25 protein-coding genes are annotated in these 22,793 nt (G+C 60.3%); 10 read left to right on the top strand and 15 right to left on the bottom strand.

What is annotated here, in order from left to right:
• Positions 1-427: 427 nt before the first annotated feature.
• Both AACY19_RS20715 and cysK read right to left on the bottom strand, forming a co-directional pair.
• Positions 428-1,366: an aspartyl/asparaginyl beta-hydroxylase domain-containing protein gene (locus AACY19_RS20715; RefSeq protein ID WP_220558283.1), complete on the bottom strand. Its 939-nt coding sequence runs from the start codon at positions 1,364-1,366 to the stop codon at positions 428-430.
• Between the two features lie 185 nt (positions 1,367-1,551).
• The gene (cysK, locus tag AACY19_RS20710) at positions 1,552-2,526 is read right to left on the bottom strand and encodes a cysteine synthase A (protein ID WP_339453469.1); all 975 of its coding nucleotides are present in this window, start codon (positions 2,524-2,526) and stop codon (positions 1,552-1,554) included.
• Between the two features lie 127 nt (positions 2,527-2,653).
• On the opposite strand from cysK, the gene AACY19_RS20705 reads away from it, so the two are divergent.
• From AACY19_RS20705 to AACY19_RS20695, 3 genes are all read left to right on the top strand, one after another.
• A complete protein-coding gene (locus AACY19_RS20705; protein ID WP_339453467.1) occupies positions 2,654-3,730 on the top strand; it encodes a DUF748 domain-containing protein in 1,077 nt (358 codons plus the stop codon).
• Positions 3,731-3,935: 205 nt separating this feature from the next.
• Complete coding sequence (locus AACY19_RS20700; RefSeq protein ID WP_180699195.1) at positions 3,936-4,781, top strand: AAA family ATPase; 846 nt, start codon at positions 3,936-3,938, stop codon at positions 4,779-4,781.
• A gap of 12 nt (positions 4,782-4,793) precedes the next feature.
• Positions 4,794-5,972, top strand: coding sequence for a vWA domain-containing protein (locus AACY19_RS20695; protein WP_007956512.1), 1,179 nt, complete (start codon positions 4,794-4,796; stop codon positions 5,970-5,972).
• 110 nt (positions 5,973-6,082) lie between these two features.
• On the opposite strand, the gene AACY19_RS20690 is transcribed toward AACY19_RS20695, so the two are convergent.
• From AACY19_RS20690 to AACY19_RS20675, 4 genes are all read right to left on the bottom strand, one after another.
• Positions 6,083-7,003, bottom strand: coding sequence for a 5-oxoprolinase subunit C family protein (locus AACY19_RS20690; RefSeq protein WP_339453461.1), 921 nt, complete (start codon positions 7,001-7,003; stop codon positions 6,083-6,085).
• Positions 7,000-7,704, bottom strand: a complete 705-nt coding sequence (gene pxpB, locus AACY19_RS20685) for a 5-oxoprolinase subunit PxpB (RefSeq protein WP_339453459.1) — start codon at positions 7,702-7,704, stop codon at positions 7,000-7,002. Before pxpB ends, AACY19_RS20690 begins: the two co-directional genes overlap by 4 nt.
• On the bottom strand, positions 7,701-8,453 hold the full coding sequence (locus AACY19_RS20680; protein ID WP_339453457.1) for a 5-oxoprolinase subunit PxpA: 753 nt from the start codon (positions 8,451-8,453) through the stop codon (positions 7,701-7,703). The genes pxpB and AACY19_RS20680 overlap by 4 nt, the downstream gene beginning before the upstream one ends.
• Before the next feature lie 62 nt (positions 8,454-8,515).
• Complete coding sequence (locus AACY19_RS20675) at positions 8,516-9,802, bottom strand: MFS transporter (RefSeq protein WP_339453455.1); 1,287 nt, start codon at positions 9,800-9,802, stop codon at positions 8,516-8,518.
• Between the two features lie 159 nt (positions 9,803-9,961).
• On the opposite strand from AACY19_RS20675, the gene AACY19_RS20670 reads away from it, so the two are divergent.
• Positions 9,962-10,876, top strand: a complete 915-nt coding sequence (locus AACY19_RS20670; RefSeq protein WP_339453453.1) for a LysR family transcriptional regulator — start codon at positions 9,962-9,964, stop codon at positions 10,874-10,876.
• A 51-nt stretch (positions 10,877-10,927) separates the two neighbouring features.
• Here the strand turns inward: AACY19_RS20670 and AACY19_RS20665 are convergent, their stop codons facing one another.
• Genes AACY19_RS20665 through AACY19_RS20655 form a run of 3 tightly spaced genes read right to left on the bottom strand, consistent with a single transcriptional unit; the run spans position 10,928 to position 12,772 of the window.
• A complete protein-coding gene (locus AACY19_RS20665; protein WP_277761087.1) occupies positions 10,928-11,470 on the bottom strand; it encodes a DUF2937 family protein in 543 nt (180 codons plus the stop codon).
• Positions 11,471-11,482: 12 nt separating this feature from the next.
• Positions 11,483-12,259 (bottom strand): class II glutamine amidotransferase, encoded by a 777-nt coding sequence (locus tag AACY19_RS20660; protein WP_339453448.1) that lies wholly within the window; start codon positions 12,257-12,259, stop codon positions 11,483-11,485.
• 15 nt (positions 12,260-12,274) lie between these two features.
• The gene (locus AACY19_RS20655; protein ID WP_339453446.1) at positions 12,275-12,772 is read right to left on the bottom strand and encodes an MFS transporter; all 498 of its coding nucleotides are present in this window, start codon (positions 12,770-12,772) and stop codon (positions 12,275-12,277) included.
• A gap of 226 nt (positions 12,773-12,998) precedes the next feature.
• On the opposite strand from AACY19_RS20655, the gene AACY19_RS20650 reads away from it, so the two are divergent.
• A complete protein-coding gene (locus tag AACY19_RS20650) occupies positions 12,999-15,053 on the top strand; it encodes a S9 family peptidase (protein ID WP_339453444.1) in 2,055 nt (684 codons plus the stop codon).
• A gap of 120 nt (positions 15,054-15,173) precedes the next feature.
• The gene (locus AACY19_RS20645; RefSeq protein WP_339453442.1) at positions 15,174-15,647 is read left to right on the top strand and encodes a Crp/Fnr family transcriptional regulator; all 474 of its coding nucleotides are present in this window, start codon (positions 15,174-15,176) and stop codon (positions 15,645-15,647) included.
• Here the strand turns inward: AACY19_RS20645 and AACY19_RS20640 are convergent.
• A complete protein-coding gene (locus AACY19_RS20640; protein WP_316917809.1) occupies positions 15,644-15,928 on the bottom strand; it encodes a hypothetical protein in 285 nt (94 codons plus the stop codon). The two genes, AACY19_RS20645 and AACY19_RS20640, sit on opposite strands and share 4 nt — an antisense overlap.
• 81 nt (positions 15,929-16,009) lie before the next feature.
• Here AACY19_RS20640 and AACY19_RS20635 point away from each other — a divergent pair, with 81 nt between their 5' ends.
• The 4 genes from AACY19_RS20635 to AACY19_RS20620 all read left to right on the top strand — a co-directional run bounded on the left by AACY19_RS20635 (position 16,010) and on the right by AACY19_RS20620 (position 18,218).
• Positions 16,010-16,696 carry a spermidine synthase gene (locus tag AACY19_RS20635; protein ID WP_339453438.1) on the top strand — a complete coding sequence of 229 codons (687 nt, stop codon included), beginning with the start codon at positions 16,010-16,012 and terminating at the stop codon, positions 16,694-16,696.
• A gap of 48 nt (positions 16,697-16,744) precedes the next feature.
• Positions 16,745-17,116: a YajD family HNH nuclease gene (locus tag AACY19_RS20630; protein ID WP_003222612.1), complete on the top strand. Its 372-nt coding sequence runs from the start codon at positions 16,745-16,747 to the stop codon at positions 17,114-17,116.
• A gap of 173 nt (positions 17,117-17,289) precedes the next feature.
• Positions 17,290-17,760 (top strand): RNA methyltransferase, encoded by a 471-nt coding sequence (locus tag AACY19_RS20625; protein ID WP_007911337.1) that lies wholly within the window; start codon positions 17,290-17,292, stop codon positions 17,758-17,760.
• 80 nt (positions 17,761-17,840) lie between these two features.
• Positions 17,841-18,218: a YgaP family membrane protein gene (locus tag AACY19_RS20620; RefSeq protein WP_339453436.1), complete on the top strand. Its 378-nt coding sequence runs from the start codon at positions 17,841-17,843 to the stop codon at positions 18,216-18,218.
• Between the two features lie 129 nt (positions 18,219-18,347).
• Here the strand turns inward: AACY19_RS20620 and AACY19_RS20615 are convergent, their stop codons facing one another.
• The 5 genes from AACY19_RS20615 to rnd all read right to left on the bottom strand — a co-directional run bounded on the left by AACY19_RS20615 (position 18,348) and on the right by rnd (position 22,672).
• Positions 18,348-19,577 (bottom strand): hypothetical protein, encoded by a 1,230-nt coding sequence (locus AACY19_RS20615; protein ID WP_339453434.1) that lies wholly within the window; start codon positions 19,575-19,577, stop codon positions 18,348-18,350.
• A 35-nt stretch (positions 19,578-19,612) separates the two neighbouring features.
• Entirely contained in the window at positions 19,613-20,062 is a 450-nt protein-coding gene (locus AACY19_RS20610; RefSeq protein ID WP_047292311.1) for a YcgN family cysteine cluster protein, read from the bottom strand.
• Between the two features lie 148 nt (positions 20,063-20,210).
• Complete coding sequence (locus AACY19_RS20605) at positions 20,211-21,143, bottom strand: D-2-hydroxyacid dehydrogenase (RefSeq protein WP_339453431.1); 933 nt, start codon at positions 21,141-21,143, stop codon at positions 20,211-20,213.
• 105 nt (positions 21,144-21,248) lie between these two features.
• Entirely contained in the window at positions 21,249-21,542 is a 294-nt protein-coding gene (locus AACY19_RS20600; protein ID WP_007911350.1) for a YcgL domain-containing protein, read from the bottom strand.
• Positions 21,539-22,672, bottom strand: a complete 1,134-nt coding sequence (gene rnd / locus AACY19_RS20595) for a ribonuclease D (RefSeq protein WP_339453429.1) — start codon at positions 22,670-22,672, stop codon at positions 21,539-21,541. The genes AACY19_RS20600 and rnd overlap by 4 nt, the downstream gene beginning before the upstream one ends.
• Positions 22,673-22,793 lie beyond the last annotated feature (121 nt).

The raw sequence follows: 22,793 nt of genomic DNA, 5'->3' as shown, positions 1-22,793 counted from the left end.
CGGCTAGATCTATCGATGGGGAGACATGGAATGCTCGAAATCACATGCCAAGGGAACGGACGTATTTGCGGTATCAGTTGTATCGGTCGCAGGCCAGGAAGCAGGCAAGTCTCGCCACTGCTCAATTACAGCTACCCGCGGGACAAAACTTATCGAGAGTACGCTTTGAACCTATCGATACCAAAACACTTAGTGCGTTTGAGTTTTGGGAAAATCCGCACGTTTGCTGGCGAGAGATTGCTGGAAAAGATCAATCAAAACGGACGAAAAGCTTAACTCGTCCATGCTATCAGCCAATCAGCAACGTTTTCTTCAGCTACTGATTACAGGCATCGACGACGAACCCAACGTTCTCGCTGGACGGCGCTGACTCGCAGGCAAAAAAACCGCTCACAAGGAGCGGTTTTTTTCATTACAACATCCAGCCTCAGCCAAACAGCCAATACCCCAATAACGTCAACACCACCACCGCCAGCACCGGTCGCATTACGCGGTAGGCTTTCGGATGGCGGCGTTTCCACTGTTTGACCACACCACTGAATTTGTCGCTGAAACTCTTGCTCCAGGCGTAAGCCTGATTGATCCCGCCGACGCGTTCGTCGTCGAGGTTCTGCGGTGCGGTGGCTCGCCCCAGCCAGGCGCTGATCGAGCGGTTGATACGGGTCATCAGGCGGTTGCTCAGCGGACGCTCGACGTCGCAGAACAGGATCACCCGGGTCTTTTCGGTTTCGTTCTTGACCCAGTGCACGTAGGTCTCGTCGAACATCACATCCTCACCGTCACGCCAGGCGTAAACCTGCCCGTCGACGAAAATCCGGCAGTCGTCGGAGTTCGGCGTCGATAGGCCAAGGTGATAACGCAGGGAGCCGGCGAACGGGTCCCGGTGCGGGTTGAGGTGACTGCCGCCCGGCAGCAGGGCAAACATCGCGCCCTTGACGTTGGGAATTGCACTGACCAGCGCCACGGTTTTCGGGCACAGGGTTTCGGCCGAGGGCAGCGGTTTGTCGTACCACTTGAGGTAAAAACGCTTCCAGCCTTTTTTGAAGAACGAGCCGAAACCCGCGTCGTTGTTCTTTTCGGCGGCGCGAATGTAACCCTCGTCAAACAGGTGCATCGCTTCGTCCCGAATGGTTTCCCAGTTATCACGCAGCACATCCAGTTCGGGAAATTTGCTGCGATCCAGATAGGGTTTCGACGGCACGCCGGAAAACAGGTACATCAAGGCGTTGTAGGGGGCGAACAACGCCGAGTGGTTGACGAACTGACGCAGGACCGGCAGACGCGCCTTGCCGCGCAAATGCACATAGAGCGTGCTGCCCAGAAACAGCAACAGCACAAACGCCTTGGCGGCAAACGAAAAGGTCATCAACAACTCCTTGAATAAAGACAACGCTGCGCGATGCCATTCACCCGGCATGGCAGCCGGCCATGATAAACACTCCCGGCCTCGGGCAAAACCCGGTCAACCCAAGATTCAGTGTTAAGGATTGCGCAACAAAGCACTTGTTAACATGACGACCCTGAACCCTGGCTGATCTGAATCAAATGGATTTACTGCTGATTCTCCTGCTCGGTAAACAGATCACTGAAGAGCATGCTCGATAGATAACGCTCACCAGAGTCCGGCAGAATCACCACAATGGTCTTGCCCTGCATTTCCGGGGTCTGCGCCAAACGCACTGCGACCGCCATCGCAGCACCGCAAGAAATACCGCACAGAATCCCTTCTTCCTGCATCAGGCGCAGGGCCATGGCCTTGGATTCTTCGTCCGTGACCTGCTCAACCCGGTCAACCATCGACAGATCAAGGTTTTTCGGCACAAAACCGGCGCCGATGCCCTGAATCTTGTGCGGACTCGGCTTGATTTCCTGCCCCGCCAGCGCCTGGGTGATCACCGGAGATGACACCGGCTCCACAGCCACCGACAGGATCGGTTTGCCCTGCGTATTCTTGATATACCGCGAAACACCGGTGATGGTTCCACCCGTGCCGACGCCCGCCACCAGCACGTCGACCGCGCCGTCGGTGTCGTTCCAGATTTCCGGTCCCGTGGTTTTTTCGTGAATGGCCGGGTTGGCCGGATTATCGAACTGCGCCGGCATGAAATATTTGTCGCCATCGCTGGCGACGATTTCGGCAGCCTTTTCGATTGCGCCCTTCATGCCCTTGGCCGGCTCGGTCAGCACCAGCTCGGCGCCCAGCGCCTTGAGGACTTTACGACGCTCGATGCTCATCGACGCCGGCATGGTCAGCATCAATTTATAACCGCGCGCGGCGGCGACAAAGGCCAGACCAATCCCGGTATTGCCCGATGTCGGCTCGACGATGGTCATCCCCGGCTTGAGTTTACCGCTGCTTTCGGCGTCCCAGATCATGTTGGCGCCGATCCGGCATTTGACCGAATAACCGGGATTGCGCCCCTCGATCTTGGCCAGAATGGTAACGCCACGCGGCGCGATACGGTTGATCTGCACCAACGGTGTATTACCGATGGAATGGGCGTTGTCAGCAAAAATGCGGCTCATGGCTGGATCCTTATGCAGCGGTGAATTCAGCGCTCCAAGGTATGCCTGTTGCCCATCACAGTCCAGTCGGGGCGAACGTCTGCAACCGGTAACAGTCAATCGCTTACATCGTTCGGGAATTACCACCATGAAGCGTCGCTACAGTTGGCCGTTGTGGACACTCGCGGGAGTCGTCGTGCTGCTGATCGCATTGCACATCGCCCTGCCCTATATGGTGCGTGACTACCTCAACGACAAACTGGCGAACATGGGGGATTACCGTGGGCAAGTCACCGATGTCGATCTGGCACTGTGGCGCGGCGCCTACACAATCAATGGACTGAAAATCGTCAAGGTCGACGGCAAGGTGCCGGTGCCGTTCGTCAATGCTCCCGTGATCGATCTGTCGGTCAGCTGGCATTCGCTGTGGTACGACCACGCCGTGGTTGCGCAGGTGAAGTTCTTTAAACCTGAAGTCAATTTCGTCGATGGTGGGGGCAACAAGCAGAACTCGCAGACCGGTCAAGGCACCGATTGGCGCGCGCAACTGGGTAAGTTATTGCCAATCACCCTCGACGAAGTGCAGATCAATGAGGGCAAGATCAGTTTCCGCAATTTCAACTCCAAACCGCCGGTGAACATGGACGCCACCAACGTCGACGCGAGCATCTACAACCTGACCAACGTCGTCGACAAAGAAGGCAAGCGCGATGCGCGCTTCGAAGGCAAAGCCCTGTTGCTCGGCCACGCACCGCTGGAAACCACTGCCACCTTCGACCCGCTGAGCAACTTCGAAGACTTCGAGTTCCGCCTGCGCGCCAAAGACATCGAACTCAAAAGCATGAACGATTTCGCCTCGGCCTACGGCAAGTTCGACTTCAACGCCGGCCACGGCGACGTGGTCATCGAAGCCCAGGCCAAAAAAGCCCAGGTCAACGGTTACATCAAACCGTTGCTGCGTGACGTTGAAGTGTTCAACTGGCAGCAGGACGTGGAAAACCAGAACAAGAGCATCTTTCGCTCAGTCTGGGAGGCGCTGGTGGGCGGCACTGAAACCGTGCTGAAGAATCAGGCGAAAAACCAGTTCGCCACCAAGGTCGAACTCAGCGGCAACGTGCATCAGCAAAACATCAGCGCGTTCGAAGCGTTCTTGCAGATTTTGCGCAATGGCTTCGTGCAGGCATTCAATGCGCGGTATGAGCGACCCAAGCCGGATGCGGGTTAGTTTTTGAAATGGGAGACCCATTCCCTCGCCACAACCGTGTTGTCTGGCGTCAGGCCGAGACCGAGTCAACATGTGACGCCCCATTCAGAGACTGAATAAGCCGTCTGCGTTCACAGTCGACCGGCCTGCGCGTTATAGTCGGGCATCCGATTATTTCGCCCCCGCCCTGCCCGTCAGGTCGGCGTTACCGTTCGAGGATTAGCAGATGAAGTTCGAAGGCACCCAGGCCTACGTCGCCACCGATGACCTGAAGCTGGCGGTCAACGCCGCCATCACCCTGGAGCGGCCGCTGCTGGTCAAGGGCGAACCGGGCACCGGCAAGACCATGCTCGCCGAGCAACTGGCCGAATCGTTCGGCGCCAAGCTGATCACCTGGCACATCAAGTCCACCACCAAGGCCCATCAAGGTCTGTACGAGTACGATGCGGTCAGCCGCCTGCGCGACTCGCAACTGGGCAATGAAAAAGTCCACGACGTGCGCAACTACCTGAAGAAGGGCAAGCTCTGGGAGGCGTTCGAGTCCGAAGAGCGGGTCATTCTGCTGATCGACGAAATCGACAAGGCCGACATCGAGTTCCCGAACGACTTGCTGCAAGAACTCGACAAGATGGAGTTCTACGTTTACGAGATCGACGAGACCATCAAGGCCAAAAAGCGCCCGATCATCATCATTACTTCCAACAATGAAAAAGAGCTGCCGGACGCCTTCCTGCGCCGCTGCTTCTTCCATTACATCGCCTTCCCGGATCGCCCGACCCTGCAGAAAATCGTCGACGTGCACTACCCGGACATCAAGAAGGATCTGGTCAGCGAAGCGCTGGACGTGTTCTTCGACGTGCGCAAGGTGCCAGGCCTGAAGAAGAAGCCGTCGACCTCGGAACTGGTCGACTGGCTGAAGCTGCTGATGGCCGACAACATCGGCGAAGCGGTACTGCGCGAACGCGATCCGACCAAGGCAATTCCGCCGCTGGCCGGTGCCTTGGTGAAGAACGAACAGGATGTGCAACTGCTTGAGCGTCTGGCGTTCATGAGCCGTCGCGGTACCCGCTAAGAGGCTGATGCCATGTTGCTCAACCTGTTCAATGAAATGCGTGCAGCCAAGGTGCCGGTGTCGGTGCGCGAGTTGCTCGACCTGATCAACGCGCTGAAACAGCGCGTGACCTTCGCCGACATGGACGAGTTCTACTATTTGTCGCGGGCGATTCTGGTGAAGGACGAACGCCATTTCGACAAGTTCGACCGCGCGTTCGGCGCCTACTTCAATGGCCTGGAAAAGCTCGACGATCACCTGCAGGCGCTGATTCCCGAAGACTGGCTGCGCAAGGAGTTCGAGCGCTCGCTGACTGACGAGGAACGCGCGCAAATCCAGTCCCTCGGCGGCCTGGACAAGCTCATCGAAGAGTTCAAGAAGCGTCTGGAAGAACAGAAGGAACGCCACGCTGGCGGCAACAAGTGGATCGGTACTGGCGGCACCAGCCCGTTCGGTTCCGGCGGCTTCAACCCGGAAGGCATCCGGGTCGGCGACGCCGGCAAGCGCCAGGGCAAAGCGGTGAAAGTCTGGGATCAGCGCGAGTACAAGAACCTCGATGATTCGGTGGAACTGGGCACACGCAATATCAAGGTGGCCCTGCGTCGTCTGCGCAAATTTGCGCGCCAGGGCGCGGCGGAAGAGCTCGATATTGACGGCACCATTGATCACACCGCCAAGGACGCCGGGCTTTTGAATATCCAGATGCGTCCGGAGCGCCGCAACACGGTGAAGCTGTTGTTGCTGTTCGACATCGGTGGTTCGATGGATGCCCACGTGAAGATTTGCGAAGAACTGTTCTCGGCCTGCAAGACCGAGTTCAAACATCTGGAGTATTTCTACTTCCACAACTTCATTTATGAATCGGTGTGGAAGAACAACATGCGCCGTACCTCCGAGCGCACGTCGACCCAGGATCTGCTGCACAAGTATGGCGCCGACTACAAGGTGATCTTCATCGGGGACGCCGCGATGGCGCCTTATGAAATTACCCAGGCCGGCGGCAGTGTCGAGCACTGGAACGAAGAGCCGGGTTACGTTTGGATGCAACGGTTCATGGAGAAGTACAAGAAGCTCATCTGGATCAACCCGTACCCGAAAGACACCTGGGGCTATACCTCTTCCACCAACATCGTGCGGGATTTGATCGAGGATCAGATGTATCCGTTGACGTTGCGTGGGCTTGAGGAAGGGATGCGGTTTCTGTCCAAGTGATTTGTGTTGGCAATCAAGGCCCCTCGCGAGCAAGCCCGCTCCCACCAGTGCAATGCATTCCGATGGTGGCAACGGGCTTGCTCCGGGCGGCGTTCCGACGACGCTTTCAGCTACTCGGAAAAGCGCTGCAAATACTCGACATGCTCGCGGTGCGCAACGTCCTGCACCACCGGCCGTAACCGCACCTGCGTCCCCGGCAGACACTGCGCCAGCCGCGCCAGCGCCAACGGCGTCAAAGCCCCCAATCGCGGATAACCACCAATCGTCTGCCGATCATTGAGCAACACAATCGGCTGTCCGTCCGGTGGCACTTGCACCGCGCCCAATGGAATCCCCTCGGAAATCATCGGCTGGCCCTGATATTCCAACGCCTTGCCCAACAAGCGGATGCCCATGCGATCGGCGCGGCTGTCCAGCGTCCAGGCACTGTTGAACACATCAAACAGACTCTGCCCGCTGAACTGGCCGATCTGTGCGCCAAGCACCAGATCCAGAGGTGCTGTCGATTTCAAATCGGGTCGTAACGCCAACGGCACTTCCCGTAACCCCAGCGATTCCCCGTAATAACTCAGGGTCGCCCCCCTAACCAACGGCAGCCCCATGCCATCCAGCCCGCCGAGCTCTTCACGCACCACCGTCGCGCTGCTGCCCAGCACCTTCGGTGCCTGAAAACCGCCAGGCGCCGCCAGATAGGCCCGGGCCCCGAGCAACGGCTGCGTGAACTGCAATCTCTGTCCTTTGCTCAATTTGAAACTGCGCCACGGTGCCAACGACTGACCCTCGATCTGCGCCCCCAGATCCGCCCCCGCCAGCGCCAGCAAACAATCCTCTTCAGCCACCACAGAGAATCCGCCAAGCGTGATTTCGACCACCGGCACATCCAGACTGTTGCCCAGCAACCCGTTGGCCCAACTCATCGAACACCAATCCGCCGCGCCGCCCTGGGTCACGCCCAGATGCCTGACGCCAAACCGCCCGGCATCCTGCAACAGGCACAGCGGCGTGCTCGCCTCAATCGTCAGTCGGCTCATGCCAGTGCCTCCAGTGGCGTATCGTCGCCGCCGAGGTTGATGAACTCGGCGTGGCTGACCGCTTCGAAGCGCACCGTGTCGCCGGGTTGCATCAGGCTGTAGCCGTCACGCTGGCGGTCGAACAGTTGCGCGGGCGTGCGGCCGATCAGGTTCCAGCCGCCGGGAGACACGACGGGATAGGCAGCGGTCTGCCGCTCGGCAATGCCGACGCTGCCGGCAGCGACTTTCTTGCGCGGGGTGTTCAAACGCGGCGCCGCCAGGATTTCTTCGACCAGTCCCATAAACGCAAAACCTGGCGCAAAACCAAGGGCGAACACCTGATATTCACGAGCGCTGTGACGGCGAATGACGTCCTCCACCGCCAGCCCGCTGCGCTCGGCGAGCACGCTCAACTCTGGCCCGACGCTCAAGTCATACCAGACCGGCAGCACATGGCATTGCCCAGCGTTTCGCGCATTCGGCGACAGGTCGACCAGCGCCTCAGCGATCAGTGCCCGCGCCTGATTCGGGGTCAGAACCGTCAGGTCGTAATGCACCATCAACGTCGTATAGGACGGCACCAGATCAATCAACTGCGCCCCGAATACCGTGCGCAAGCGCTCACTGGCCGCGAGCATCCACGGCATGTTGGCTTCGCTGATCTCATCGAACAAACGCAGCATCAGACAATCCAGTGCCACCACTTCAATCCTTGGGTTCATGACGCGCTCTGCTGATTCAAGGCCTCGCGGATGCGCTGCACGGCTGACACCGAACTGGCGTTGTCGCCGTGTACGCACAGGGTGTTCGCGTGCAGTTGCAAGGCGCTGCCGTCGCTGGCGGTCAGGTTGTCACCTCGGGCAATCGTGAGCGCTTGCTTGATGATGGATTCGGGGTCGTGATGCACCGCGCCCGGCAGTTGTCGCGAAACCAATCGGCCAGCGCTGTCGTAGGCACGGTCGGCGAAGGCTTCAAACCACAGGGTCACGCCGTGCTCGTCGCCGATTTGTTGGGCAGCCGAATTGTCGCGGGTCGCCATCAGCATCAGCGGCAAGTCGCGGTCGTAAGCCGCCACGGCCTGCACCACTGCGCGCAATTGCGCCGGGTTGGCCATCATGTCGTTGTACATCGCGCCGTGGGGTTTGACGTAACTCACCCGCCCGCCCTGCGCCTTGCAGATGCCGTCGAGGGCGCCGATCTGGTAATGCAGGATGTCTTTCAGTTCTTGCGCCGAATACGCCATGGCGCGGCGGCCAAAGCCGACCAGATCCTGATAAGCCGGATGCGCGCCAATCTGCACGCCATGACTCAGGGCCAGGCTGACCGTCTTGCGCATGATGCTCGGGTCACCGGCGTGAAAGCCGCAGGCGACGTTGGCGCAATCGATGAAGGGCATGACCTCGGCGTCCAGACCCATGGTCCAGCTGCCGAAGCTCTCGCCGATGTCGCAATTCAATAGCAGGCGGCTCACGGTGAACACTCCTGTGGCTTCTTGTCTTTTTATCGGTAGGACTTTGCGACGCAGGTTATCAGTTACTGCGCATCGAGTTGCTTGCCACGGGTTTCCGGCAGGCTCAATGCCGCGAGAATCACCACGCCGTAGGACACCGCCGCGAAGGCGCCGATGCCCACGCTCAGCGGCACTTTCTGGCTCAGCAGACCGATCAGCAACGGAAACAGCGCCGCCAGTGCCCGGCCAATGTTGTAGCAAAAGCCCTGGCCCGAACCGCGAATCCGCGTGGGGAACAGTTCAGTGAGAAACGCGCCCATGCCGCTGAAGATTCCCGAGGCGAAGAAACCCAGCGGAAAGCCCAGCCACAGCATCACGCCGTTGCTGACCGGCAGTTGCGTATAAAGCAGAACGATGGTGAACGAGCCGACGGCGAAGAGGATGAAGTTCCTTTTGCGGCCCAGCAGATCGGTCAGATAAGCGCTGATGACGTAACCCGCGTAGGAGCCGACGATCACCATCGCCAGATAACCGCCGGTGCCGAGTACGCTCAAGCCGCGCTCATTCTTGAGAAAGGTCGGCAGCCACGAAGTGATTGCGTAATAGCCACCCAGCGCACCAGTGGTCAGCAGTGAAGCGCGGAACGTGGTGAAGAGCATGCCGGGGGCGAAAATCTCGTAGAACTTCGCCGGGTTCTGCGGGGTTTGCGCAGCCTTGGCTTGGCGATAGATCTCCGGATCTTTCACCAGTCGACGGACGAAAATCACGAAAATCGCTGGCACGATGCCGAGGATGAACAGTGCACGCCACGCGTCTTCCGGCGGCAACACCGAGAACAGCAGCGCATACAGAATCGCCGTCAGCCCCCAGCCCAGCGCCCAACCGGATTGCACCATGCCCACCGCTTTGCCGCGATCCCTGGCGCGGATCACCTCGCCGATCAGCACGGCGCCAGCGGTCCATTCACCGCCAAAACCGAAACCCATCAACGTGCGGGCGATCAACAGTTGTTCATAGTTTTGCGCAAAGCCGCAGAGGAAAGTGAAGAAGGCGAACCACAGCACGGTCAGTTGCAGGGTACGCACACGGCCGATGCGGTCAGAGAGAATCCCTGCCACCCAGCCGCCAATCGCCGAAGCGATCAGGGTGCTGGTGTGAATCAGCCCGGCCTCGCCGGTGGTGATACCCCACATCGCGATCAGGGTCGGCACGACGAAGCTGAGCATCTGCGTGTCCATGCCGTCCAGGCCGTAACCGATCTTGCAGCTCCAGAACGTGCGGCGCTCCTGCTGGTTGATGTTGCGATACCAGTCGAACGGCCCCGGACGTGCCGTTGCCGTGGATGCTTCTAGGGTGTCGGGAGCACTCATGGCTTATCTCCGCAGGTTTTTTATTGGTCTTGTTCATAGCCCCGACGACGCCTATCGTGGGGACCGGATGCGTCGATTTTTCGTCGCGCAGCCCGGCTGCGTCCAACGAATAAAAACCCGCCTTAGCCATAAGAAAAATTTGTCACCCGAGCCTTGCCCATGAACCTGAAGTTTCTCGAGACCTTTGTCTGGGTCGCCCGACTGAAGAGTTTTCGCCTGACCGCCGACAAGCTGTTTACCACCCAGGCGTCGATTTCCAGTCGCATCGCGGTGCTGGAAGGCGAACTCGGTGTGAAGCTGTTTTTGCGCGATTCGCGCGGCGTCAGCCTGACGCCCGAAGGCCTGAAAGTGCTGGAGTATGCCGAGCAGATGCTCGACACCATGCAGGCACTGAAGCAATCGATCGAGACCCGCTCAAGCAAGATCGGCCGTGTGCGTATCGGCGTGATGGACACGGTGATTCACACCTGGCTCAGCCCGCTGGTGGCGCAGATGACCGACCTGTATCCGCGAGTGGAAATCGAGCTGGTGGCGGATACCTCGCTGAACCTCTGCGATCAGCTGCAAAAAGGCTTCCTCGACATCGTTCTGCAAACCGACCTGATCCGCCATGAAAGCGTGCGCAGTCTGGAGCTGGCCAGTCATCCGCTGGGCTGGATCGTCGCGAGCAATTCGATCTACAACCGCGACTACGCTGACCTCGCCGAACTGGCACAGGAGCGGATCATCACTTATTCGAAAAACTCCCGACCGCATCAGGATCTTCTTGCGTTGATGCAGGCGAACGGCGTGATGGCGCCGCGCTTGAATTGCGTGAACTCGGTGTCGGCGATCACGCGGTTGTTGCGCGATGGATTTGGTGTTGGTGTGTTGCCGCCGGTGCTGGTGGCCGAGGAATTGGCGCGGGGGGAGTTGACCTTGTTGCCCATCGATCAGTGTCCACCGAACTTGCAGGTGGTGGTGTCCTGGAGAATCGGCGTGGAGTGGGTCGAGGAGATTGTGAAGTTGTGTCAGCAGGTATTGGCGGGGTATGCGCGCAAAGCGGGTGAAAACTACATCATCCTCTCTGACTGACACTTCGTGGCGAGGGAGCAAACGCCCTCGCCACAGGGGATCGTATCAATCCTAGAGACCGCGCACGTCGCGGTCTTCGATTGGCCGGCTCTGGCGCAGGCGTCGGCCACCGAGAACGACCCAGTCGATCAGACGGAACAGGCATTCAATCCCGAACGACAGCAGCAACGCGCCGCTCATGCCCCAGATCATCGCTTCCGGAGTCAGCAGAATCTGGTAGCTGTAGCCGTTCCAGGTTTCCTTGCGAATGTCCGGATCGGCGGCCAGCACCACTTGCAGGAAGCGGATGTACCACGGGCCCTGCATGGCCTGGAACTGCTTGTCCAGAGCGAGCTGGCGATTGAGCAAGGTGCTCAGGCTGTCAGCATCGCTGCGAAACACCGGGTCTTCACTGGCACGGTAATGCGCGACCAGCGCCTGCATGTCACCCTTGAAAAATTGCTCGGCAGTGCCCTGGAAACCACGCAGACCGGTCTGCGCCTCGATCAGATGCGCCTCGACCCGTTTCGCGTAATCGTTGATGAACCCCGGCACCTGGACACCGATCAACAGGCCCGCCGCAAACAACACCAGCCTTACATAACTGAGCAACATGGGGTGCAATCCTTATTCGGTCTTGCCCTGACTGACGCATTCGCCGCGTCGCCACAGGCTCCATTGGCCCGGTTCGTAGCGGGTCCAGGTTTCGTTTTCGGTCAAAGGCTCGGTGGCAATCACCGTGACCACGTCGTTAGGCGTGGTTTCGGCCTGGAAGTCGACGATCACATCGACATCCTTTAGCCGCGCCGGGCCAAAGGGTGCGCGCCGGGTGATCTGTGCGAGTTTGGTCGAGCAATAGCAGAACAGCCAGTCGCCATCGCTGAGCAGGCAGTTGAACACGCCTTTGCTGCGGTATGCGGCGCAGGCCGCGACCAGATCGGGCAGCAGCGCTTCTATATCGACCGGTTCTGGAAACGCTGCACGCACGCGATTCAATAAATCGCAGAAGGCCGCCTCGCTGTCGGTATCGCCGACCGGGCGGTAGAAACTCTTGATCGGGGTGAAGTCGGCGAGTTGGCCGTTGTGCGCGAAACACCAGTTGCGGCCCCACAGTTCGCGCACGAACGGGTGGGTGTTGGACAGGCAGACCTTGCCGACGTTGGCCTGGCGGATGTGGCCGATGACCACTTCGCTTTTGATCGGATAGCGCTGGACCAGATTGGCGACTTCCGACTCGCTGCTCGCCGCCGGGTCCTGAAACAGACGCAAGCCACGTCCCTCATAGAAAGCGATGCCCCAGCCATCTCGGTGCGGGCCGGTGCGACCGCCGCGCTGCATCAGCCCGGTGAAGCTGAACACGATATCGGTCGGCACGTTGGCACTCATGCCCAGTAATTCACACATGTGCGGACTCTCGGCTTACAGGCGCGGCTCGACCCGCATGCGCTGCGGATTGTTGGGCAGAGGTGGACGGCCGTAACGGTCATCACCGGCACCGCCGAACGGTTGATCATCGTCGCGATCATCGGCACGGGCTGCGGCCTTGGCCGCTTCGGCCTGTTCACGACGGGCGCGGGATGCACGCTCTATCGGGAAGCGGATCAGCACGAAGATCAGGTAGATGCCGAAGGCGATCATGCCGTACATGAACAGATCGGAGACCGCACGCCAGGCGTTGTTGCCGACCTTGAAGGCCAGGTCCAGCGCGGTGATGGCGATGGACGGTGCGACCTTGGCTTTCACCGGGTCAATGATGGTCGGGCTGAACAGCAACACCACCATCAGCACGCGCAGCGGCTCGCGCAACCAGCGCCACATCCAGCGGGTCAGGCGCATCCATACCAACAGGCAGCCCACGGCGGCAAAGGCGTAGAGGCCCCAGGCGATCAGATAGTCGTTCTCGGTCATGGTGTCCATGGCAAGGCAGGCAAAGAGGCGCTTATAGTAACGACTTTTCGCCCGTCAGGCTTGTCCCAATAGACATGCGACCTGTGGGAGCGGGCCCGCTCGCGAATGCGGCCTGTCAGTTGAAACATTGTCGTCTGACCCAGCGCTTTCGCGAGCGAGCCCGCTCCCACAGGGGTATGCGGCGGTTTCGAGCGCTGCGAAAAACCCTATTACGTCATTTGTCCGAGAGCCTTTCATGCCCGAATCTGCCAACGTCATCAGTGCCCCGATTGCCCGCAAGGCGGCCGGTGCTGACCCGTATGCCTGGTTGCAGGAGCGCGACACCGACGCGGTGCTCGATTACCTAAAGGCCGAAAACGCCTACCAGGAGGCGCAAACCGCCGATCAGGCCGAGTTGCGCGAAACCCTGTTCGAAGAGATCAAGGGCCGCATCCTCGAAACCGACTTGTCCCTGCCCTCGCCGTGGGGACCGTATCTGTATTACACCCGCACCACGGCGGGCGACGAATACGCGCGCCATTATCGCTGCCCGCGTCCGGCGGACGACAGCCTGACCCTCGATGAAAGCCGCGAACAACTGCTGCTCGACCCAAACGTGCTGGCCAATGGCGGTTTTTTCTCGCTGGGCGCGTTCAGCATCAGCCCCGACCACCAGCGCCTGGCCTACAGCGTCGACGCCTCGGGCGACGAGATTTACACGCTGTTCGTCAAGGAACTGTCCAACGACAAGGTCAGCGAGCTGGAATTCGAAGACTGCGACGGCAGCATGACCTGGGCCAACGACAGCCTGACCCTGTTTTTCGGCGTACTCGACGACACTCATCGCCCACACAAACTGTTCCGCTACCGTCTCGATGGCACCGCTGCTGAAGAAGTGTTCAACGAGCCGGACGGCCGTTTCTTCCTGCATTGCTACCGCGCCAGTTCCGAGCAGCAACTGTTGCTGTCGCTCGGCAGCAAAACCACCAGCGAAGTCTGGGCGCTGGACGCCAATCAGCCGCACTTGCCGTTTACCTGTCTGGCACCACGGGTCGAGGATCACGAATACGACGTCGATCACGGCCTGCTCGACGGCGTATGGACATGGTTTATCCGCACTAACCGTGACGGCATCAATTACGCCCTGTATCAGGCGCCGGACACCGGCACCGCGCCGACCGAAGCCGAATGGAAAAACCTGATCCCCCACAGCGATACAGTGATGCTCGATGGCGTCAGCCTCAACACCAAGGCCATGACCCTGAGTCTGCGCGAAGGTGGGCTGCCCATCATCGAAGTTCACCCACAGGGCCTGACGCCGTATCGCGTGCAATTGCCGGACGCGGCCTACAGCCTCTATGTGCAAAACAGCCTGGAATTTGAGAGCGACCGCATTCGCCTGCGTTACGAGGCGTTGAACCGCCCGGCGCAGGTGCGCCAGTTGATCCTCGCCAGCGGCGAGCAGACGGTATTGAAAGAAACCCCGGTACTCGGCCCCTTCGACGCCGATGCCTACGTCAGCCAGCGTCTATGGGCGACGGCGCCGGACGGCACGCAAGTGCCGATCAGTCTGGTGATGAAGCGCGAAATGGTCGGCAAAGCGGTGCCGTTGTATCTCTACGGTTACGGCGCTTACGGTTCGAGCCTTGATCCGTGGTTTTCCCATGCGCGCCTGAGCCTGCTTGATCGCGGCATGGCCTTCGCCATTGCCCACGTGCGCGGCGGCGGTGAACTGGGCGAAGCCTGGTATCGCGCCGGCAAGCAGGAACACAAGCACAACACCTTCGGCGACTTTATTGCCTGCGCTGAATTCCTCATTCTCAACGGCATCACCACTGCCGACAAACTGGCAATCAGCGGTGGCAGCGCCGGTGGCCTGCTGATTGGCGCGGTGCTGAATCAGCGTCCAGACCTGTTTGGGGTGGCGATTGCCGAAGTGCCATTCGTCGACGTACTCAACACCATGCTCGACCCCGAACTGCCGCTGACCGTCACCGAATATGACGAGTGGGGCAACCCGCAAGAGCCCGACGTTTACGAGCGAATCAAGGCTTACGCGCCCTATGAAAATGTCACTGCGCAGGCTTATCCGCCGACGCTGGTGATCGCCGGCTACAACGACAGCCGCGTGCAATATTGGGAAGCGGCCAAGTGGGTGGCGAAACTGCGCGCGACCAAAACTGACGACAACGTGTTGCTGCTCAAGACTGAATTGGGCGCCGGGCATGGCGGGATGAGCGGGCGTTATCAGGGATTACGTGACGTAGCGCTCGAATACGCATTTGTTTTCAAGGTTCTGGACCTGGCCTGAGGAACTCCGTCGGTCACTCGGGTCTTAATTCCAGACCCGAGAGGCCGATATCCCCCAGATCCCATGGTGGGAGCGGGCAATGCCCCGGAATCAGTGAAAACAGAACAAGACCGTGACGACATGTCAGAACCGACCTTCCTGAACAATGAAATCCGCGACTGGCTGATGGACTGCGGCCTGTTCGATCAATTGCAACTGGCCGACTTCGCGGCCGCTTCCGGCTACTTCAGCATCACCACCGTGGCTGAAGGTGAAGCGATTTTCCGCGAGGGCGATGCCGGCAGCTTCATGTGCATCATTCACACCGGTCAGGTCGCCGTGCAGAAAACCGGCGCCGACGGCCAGGTCATTACCATGGCAACCCTGCGCAGCGGTCGCGCCTTCGGCGAAATGGCCGTGCTCGACGGCGAGCGCCGCTCGGCCACCTGCATTGCCGCAAGCAATTGCCAATTGCTGAGCCTGGGCAAGGACTCGCTGGAAAAAATGCTCAACGACGCACCGAAGATCGCCGCGAAGATCATCCGCGCCCTCGCCGTTTCCCTGTCCAAACGCCTGCGCATGGCCGACGGCCAACTGGCGGCGCAGCAGGTTTAACCGCCGGGGGATTTTGCCTTGGTACCGGTCGGTTCAATGCCCGGCACCGGTTGATCCTTGCTCGGCGGGCTGGGCATTTCGATTGGCACCAGCGGCGGGCTGCCACTGCCGGCGCCGGACTTGGGAATGTTGATCGGCGTGATCTGCGGATACGGCGTCGGTGTCGCGGTGCCGGGCGAACCGGGCTGCGGCGCCGGGCTGACCGGTATGGTCTGTTGCGCCTGCACCGCAGTAATCGAGAGCGCGGCAAGGGCAATGACCGTTAGAATGGTGCGCTTCATCAAGAGCTCCGTTTGGCCTCTAGTCTGCGCTCAGGCTACTCCCAACGGGCCTGCTTGCCTTCCCCCCTCGTAGAGATTTCCATGAAACGTTTCGTTCTGCTCGACACCACCCCGATCCCGGAAAGCGGCGGTGCCCTGTGCCTGTTCGAGTATGGCGAGGATTTCGTCATCAAGATCCAGGGCGGCGATGGCGGGCAATTGATGAACACGCGCATGCACGGTTCCGAAGATGCGCTGGCAGAAATTCCTTGCCGCAAGGTCGCTGGCCGACCCGATTCGCGGGTGCTGATCGGTGGTTTGGGCATGGGCTTCACCCTCGCCTCCGCGCTCAAGCATCTGGGCAAGTCTGCCGAAGTGGTGGTCGCTGAACTGGTGCCCGGCGTTGTCGAATGGAACCGTGGCCCGCTCGGCGAAAAGTCCGGTCGCCCGCTGCTCGACCCGCGCACGGTGATCCGTCAGGACGACGTGGCCAAGGTGCTGCAAAGCGAGCCGAACGGCTTCGACGCGATCATGCTCGACGTCGACAACGGCCCTGAAGGCCTGACCCAGAAGGCCAACAGCTGGCTGTACTCCGCCGCCGGTCTGAACGCCTGCGCCAAAGCGTTGCGCCCGAAAGGCGTGCTGGCGGTGTGGTCGGCCAGCGCCGACAAGCAGTTTTCCGACAAATTGAAGAAGGCCGGGTTCAAGGCCGAAGAAGTCCAGGTCTTCGCCCACGGCAACAAGGGCACGCGTCACACGATCTGGATTGCCGAGAAGCTCAAGGGCTGAGCTAAACTCTGCGCATAACCGTCATTAGTCTTTTACAAAGGTGAACCCATGAGTTCGTCCACCCCAACCAACACGTCGAAGCTGGATCGCATCCTCGCCGACAACCAGCGCGACAAGGAAATGGGCTACCGCGACAAGGCCCTGAAAATGTACCCGCACGTCTGTGGCCGTTGCGCCCGTGAGTTTTCCGGCAAGCGCCTGAGCGAACTGACCGTGCACCACCGCGACCACAACCACGACAACAACCCGCAGGATGGCTCGAACTGGGAATTGTTGTGCCTGTACTGCCACGACAACGAACACTCGCGTTATACCGACCAGCAGTATTTTGGCGACGGCTCGCTGAGCACTCCGAAAATTGCCAAGGCGACGCATAACCCGTTTGCCGCGCTGGCCGGGTTGATGAAAAAAGAAGACTGAAGATCTTCAGCGCCGGTATTGGCCCAATCGCGAGCAGGCTCGCTCCCACACAAACCTATGTGGGAGCGAGCCTGCTCGCGAAGGCGGCCGCCCAGACACCACAGATCTCGAATCTGCCCGCCCACCCCCAATCCCCGTATAATCGCCCTCTTTTTCCCGAAGGCACCCCGCTCGTGGCAGACAAACGGTACAGCTGCATTGGTTTGTATAACCCCAAATCACCGGAGAACGTCGGTTCGGTGATGCGCGCCGCAGGCTGCTATGGCGTGGCCTCGGTGTTCTACACCGGCAAGCGTTATGAACGCGCCGCCGACTTCGTCACCGACACCAAACGCGTGCACTACGACATCCCGCTGATCGGCATCGATGATCTGAAAAAGATCCTTCCGCTCAACTGCGTCCCGGTTGCCGTGGAGCTGGTCGAGGGCGCCCGCCCGCTGCCGGAATACACTCACCCGGATCGCGCCCTGTACATCTTCGGCCCGGAAGACGGTTCGCTGGATAAAGAGATCCGCGACTGGTGTGAAGACGTCGTGTACATCCCGACCACCGGCTGCATGAACCTCGCCGCCACGGTCAACGTCGTGCTTTACGACCGTATGGCCAAGGGCCTGAACACCCGTTCAGGGCCAAAATTCCGCTGAAACGTCGCACATCCGATGGAACGAGCAGACCGCCCAGGCAGTCAGCTTGTGTATCCATTACTCATTGCCGGAGACAGATCATGACCGAGCTCAAACGCGTCGAACGTATCGAATCCACCCCGTTTCAAAGCCGTTCCGAACAGAACGTCGAAGGCTGGGAGCGCATCGGCTCGCTGGCGGGCGGTGTGATCATGGTCGGCAAGGGCCTGCGCCGTGGCGGGGTGTTCGGGTTGATTCAGGTGGCGATTGGCGGCGTGGCCATGGCGCGCGGGATCACCGGGCACAGCTCGATGAAAAGCCTGCTGGAGAAAAGCCGTCAGGACATGAACAACGTGCGCGCCAGGATTGAACGGGCCGGGGAAGAGCTGAGCAAGCTCAAGGCCAATGCCGAGGCGGCGACCGGCACCGCCACGGTGACCGGCAATGATTCGGTGAAGTCGCCGAAGGCCGGGGTTTGATCCAGCATCTGACGCGGGGCTGACGGCTCCTTCGCAAGCAAGCCCGCTGCCACAGGTTTTGTGGGTGAGCACATGATTTTGTGTCCAGCCTGAAACACTGTGGGAGCGGGCTTGCTCGCGAAAGCGGTATTACTGCAGTAACGCGGTATCAAGGACATTCGAGGATTCGCCGAGAACGCTCTCGGCCAGTTGCACAAATTCCTTGGTGCTCACCGTCCCAAGACGCATCGCCCCACGCAACACATCATCCAGCGAGCGCTTGTTGCGCGTCTTCAAGCGAATCTCGTTGTCCAGTTCCTGCAGCAAAACGACCGCTTTTGACACCTGCGCCGGGCTGATCTGCTCGCCGCGCAAGGTCGTGACTTTCTGGCTGTCCTTGATCAGTTTTGCCTGCAACGCCTGATAACGCTCATCGCTCATGCCGCCGGCGCGGCGCACCAGCTCGATGGCGTAATACTCGGCAAATCCCTCGCTGACCCAGTCGCTGCGCTGCTCATCGTTGATCCGCCCGAACACCTGCGCCAGTTCGCGCACCAGCGCGCTGCTGCCGCTTTCGCTGACCAGCGGCAATCGCGTGTTGACGTAGATCGATTCATGCGCGCCGAGGCTGCCGCGCCACATCGGGTCGTTGGCGCCGACGATCAACAGTTTGCCTGGATGCCGTGGATAAACAGCCTGCAGTTGCGGCCAGACGAAGGTCAGCAACGTCAGCACATCCATGCGGCGCATGCCCTGCCCTTGCGGCGAGGCCACGGTGACTTCGGTTTCGCCCAGACGTGTGCGGCGGCTGCCGAGGTTGCCGGCGAGCATCCAGCCGGTCGGGCGATCAAACAGGCGTGACGGGTTGTCGATGCGGAATTTGTTCTTGCCGATGCGCGGCCAGGCGGTTTCGACACTCTTCCAGCCGTCGGGCAATTCGAATTGCAGGCGCGCGACCAGTTCAGTGCCGTCCTGCTGATCGAGTCTGGCTGGCGGCACCAGATCATCGCCGCGCATCAGCGCCCAGGCTGGGGTCATGCGCGCGTCGAAACTGCCGTTCCTGCGACCGAGGCTGAGGCGAACGCGATAGGTCAGACTGGCTTTGTCGCTGGCGGGACGCCACACCCCACGGGCCTGCTTGCCAGGGTTGAGGAGCCATTGGCCATCCGCCTTGAAGTCGCTGTAATGGCTGCCGTCGCCGAGGTCGAAATCAAGACTGCGCACCGCTTCGCCCTTGGTCAGCGTCAGCCGTACTTCGGCCTGATCACTCTGCGGCAACAGACGCACGTGATAATCCAGATCGACTTTCTTCGCCGCCCAGACGGGCGCGCTCAACGCCAGCAGCGCAATCATCGACGCTCGCTGCAATCCGCCAGCCATACACACTCCTTGGCAAAGCCTGATTCGGCGGACGCTCAGCCCGCGCGGAAAATCAGGTGATCTTCCCAGTCATCTTCCGGCACGCTGCCCTCGGCGAGCATGCGCCCGGATTGGGAAATACGTTCGTGATGCACGGCATCGCGATCGCCGCAGACGAGGTGGTGCCACAACGGCAAGTCCTTGCCTTCGCTGACCAGGCGATAACCGCAGGTCGGCGGCAGCCACTTGAATGCTTCGGCCTGGCCCGGGGTGAGCTGGATGCAGTCCGGGACAAACTTGATGCGATTGGGATAATCGCTGCACTGGCAGGTTTTCAGATCCAGCAGTTTGCAGGCGATGCGCGTGTAATAAACGCTGTTGTCCTCTTCATCCTCGAGTTTTTGCAGGCAGCACAGACCACAGCCGTCGCACAGCGATTCCCATTCCTCGTGATCCAGTTGATCGAGGGTTTTGCGTTTCCAGAACGGTTCGACTTTGGCGGCCATGGCTCAAGCATCAACATCAGGTGGTGAAAAGGCCGCCAGTCTAGTGCCCAAGTCGCGGCGGGCCAAGCGCTAGCGACTGCCGGTCAATCGCGCCGTCCGCTAAACGAGCTGGCGGCGGAACCGCTCCCACACCTGGATCGGGAATAATTCAATAGCCGCGACTGAAATCCACTTCCCCGCGTAACGCTTCACCCGCTTGATACGCCTTCAGGTTCTCGACAAACAGCTGCACCATCAACGCCGGCGACGTCGGCGCCGAGCTGTGGCCCGTCAGCAGCAAGCCCCAGGCGGTCCAGAACGGATGGCGCTGCGGCAGTGGCTCCTGACGGCAAACGTCGATCACTGCCCCCGCCAGATGACCTTCCTTCAACGCGGCCACCAGATCCGCATCCACCACCGCAACCCCGCGCCCGGCGTTGATGAACAACCCGGTCGGCTTGAATTGCTTGAACAGCGCCGCGTCGTAGATATCGTGAGTGTGTTCGGTGTTCGGCAGGAGATTGACCACGTAATCCACCTCGCCCACCAGTCGTGGCAGATCAGCCATCGAACCGACTTCGACAAACGGAGCCTGCTCGCGGGCGCTGCTGGCGATGCCATACAACTCAATGCCGAATGGCAACAGAAACTGCGCCACGCTCTGGCCGATGTCGCCAGTGCCGACGATCAACACCTTGCGCCCGACCAGGCTCTGGCCGCTGCGGTTGTCCCATTTGCGCTCGACCTGGCTGACCAGTCGTGCCAGCACCTCGCGTTCGTGGCCGAGTAGGTAAGTGAGGACGTATTCAGCCATGACCTGACCAAAAATTCCCACCGCGCGGGTCAAGCGATAATCGCGGCGCAAACCATCGGCGAGCAACGGCGTGATCCCCGCCCAGGTCGATTGCAGCCATTGTGGTTGATGACCTTGGCGCAACAGGGTCGCCAGCAGATCCGGCTGGCCCAGCCACACCTGGCAATCGGCCGCCTGACGGGCCAGTTCGGCGGAGTCGCCGCTGGTCAGCACTTCAAGCTCTGGCGCTGCCTGACGCAGCAGCCGGGCGTATATCGCGTGGTCGTGTTCAGCAATCAGAACGCGCATCTTCAAACCTTTCGCAAACCGTGCAGACGGCCGCCGGATTTCGGCTGGCCATCGCGGTAAAAACAGTTCAAGGGTCAACCGGGGCCCAGAACGGGACCCCGCAGATCAGACCGGATCGTTGCGTCGCAGCAACTCTTCGGGCAAGTGCTCGATGTACTCGTCCTCGGCCGGTGGCATCTGCAGGTGGTAGCCCTGCTTGTCGAGGTTTTCCAGGACCACGACGATGTCCTCGCTGGCCAGCTTGCGCTCGGGCGACAGCACCAGGTCGAAGGAATGCTTCGGCTTGCCGAACGCCAGCATCAGCGCTTCCGGCACACGCTCGAGCGCATCGCTTTTGAGCACATAAAGGTACATGCCGCTGCGCTTGGAGCTTTGGTAGATGGAGCAAATACGTTTCAAGGCTGTTCTCCGGCGGTGGCCAGGCTGTCGAGCAGCTTCTGGCCCATGAGTTCGCGGCGCCAGCCACGCAACGACTCAGGCAATTGGTAAGGGCCCTCAGGGAAGCCGCTTTTGACCAGCGCTTCGAGGGTTTTCTTGCGCAGCATCAGTTCCGGGGCGATGCCCAGACGCTCGGCCTCAGCCTGGCCCAATGCGCGCAGTTGTTTGATCAACGCAGCGGCTTCAATCGGCAATGGCTCCGGTACGGCGGGCGGCCATTGATCAGGCCCCACACTGCCAGAGCGCTTGATCAGATCAAGCAGAAATTGGCCGTCCTGACGCACGGTACGCGGGTGCATGTCTTCGATCTTGCCCAGCGCCACGAGATTGTCCGGCTGCGTGCGGGCCAGCGGCCACAGCGAATGCTCCCGAACGATGCGATTGCGCGGCAGATCGCGTGCGCGGGCTTCTTTCTCGCGCCAGGCACACAGTTCGCGCAGCACCGCCAATTGTGCGCGGGACAGCTTCCACGCCAGTTTGGCGTCGCGGTAGACCTCGTAAGGATCGGTTTCGCGGCGCAGGTTGGCGACCAGTTCGGCGCCGTCCTCCAATACCCAGGCGAATTTGTCGTCGGACAGTTTCGGCCGCAGTTGTACGAAAACTTCCGCGAGATGCACGGCATCTTCGGCGGCGTAGCTGATCTGGGTTTCCGACAACGGACGCTGCAGCCAGTCGGAGCGCGTCTCGCCCTTCGGCAGTTCGATGCCGAGCACTTCCTGCACCAGCCGCGAATAGCCCATCGAGAAACCGAGATTGAGATAGGCGGCAGCCAGTTGGGTGTCGAACATCGGCGCCGGCAGACTGCCGGTCAGACGCAGCAGCACTTCGAGGTCTTCGCTGCACGCGTGCAGGACTTTGAGCACCGCCGGGTTTTCCAGCAGCGCGGCCAGGGGCTGCCAAGCGTTGATGGTCAGCGGATCGATCAGGTAGGCGCGTTTGCCGTCGCCCACCTGCAACAGGCCGGCAATCGGGTAGAAGGTGTCGACCCGCATGAATTCGGTGTCGAGGGCAACGAACGGCAATTGCTGCCACTCGGCGCAAAACTGCGCGAGGCTTTCGTTGTCGCGAATCCAGTGAATATCGATGGCCACACGGCTCTCCCTTGAAGAATGGCGCGCAGTATATATCGCCACTGGCGATTTACGCGCCTGCGAAGGGCAAGAGCTGTAACGAAATGTCCTGCCAGCTTGAAAGAATAGTCTGACAGCGGGA

Source organism: Pseudomonas sp. EA_5y_Pfl2_R50, from assembly GCF_963970475.1.
In the GTDB taxonomy this organism is placed as follows: domain Bacteria; phylum Pseudomonadota; class Gammaproteobacteria; order Pseudomonadales; family Pseudomonadaceae; genus Aquipseudomonas.
Note: the sequence above shows the minus strand (reverse complement) of the source record. Positions and strands in the feature narration are given on the sequence as shown.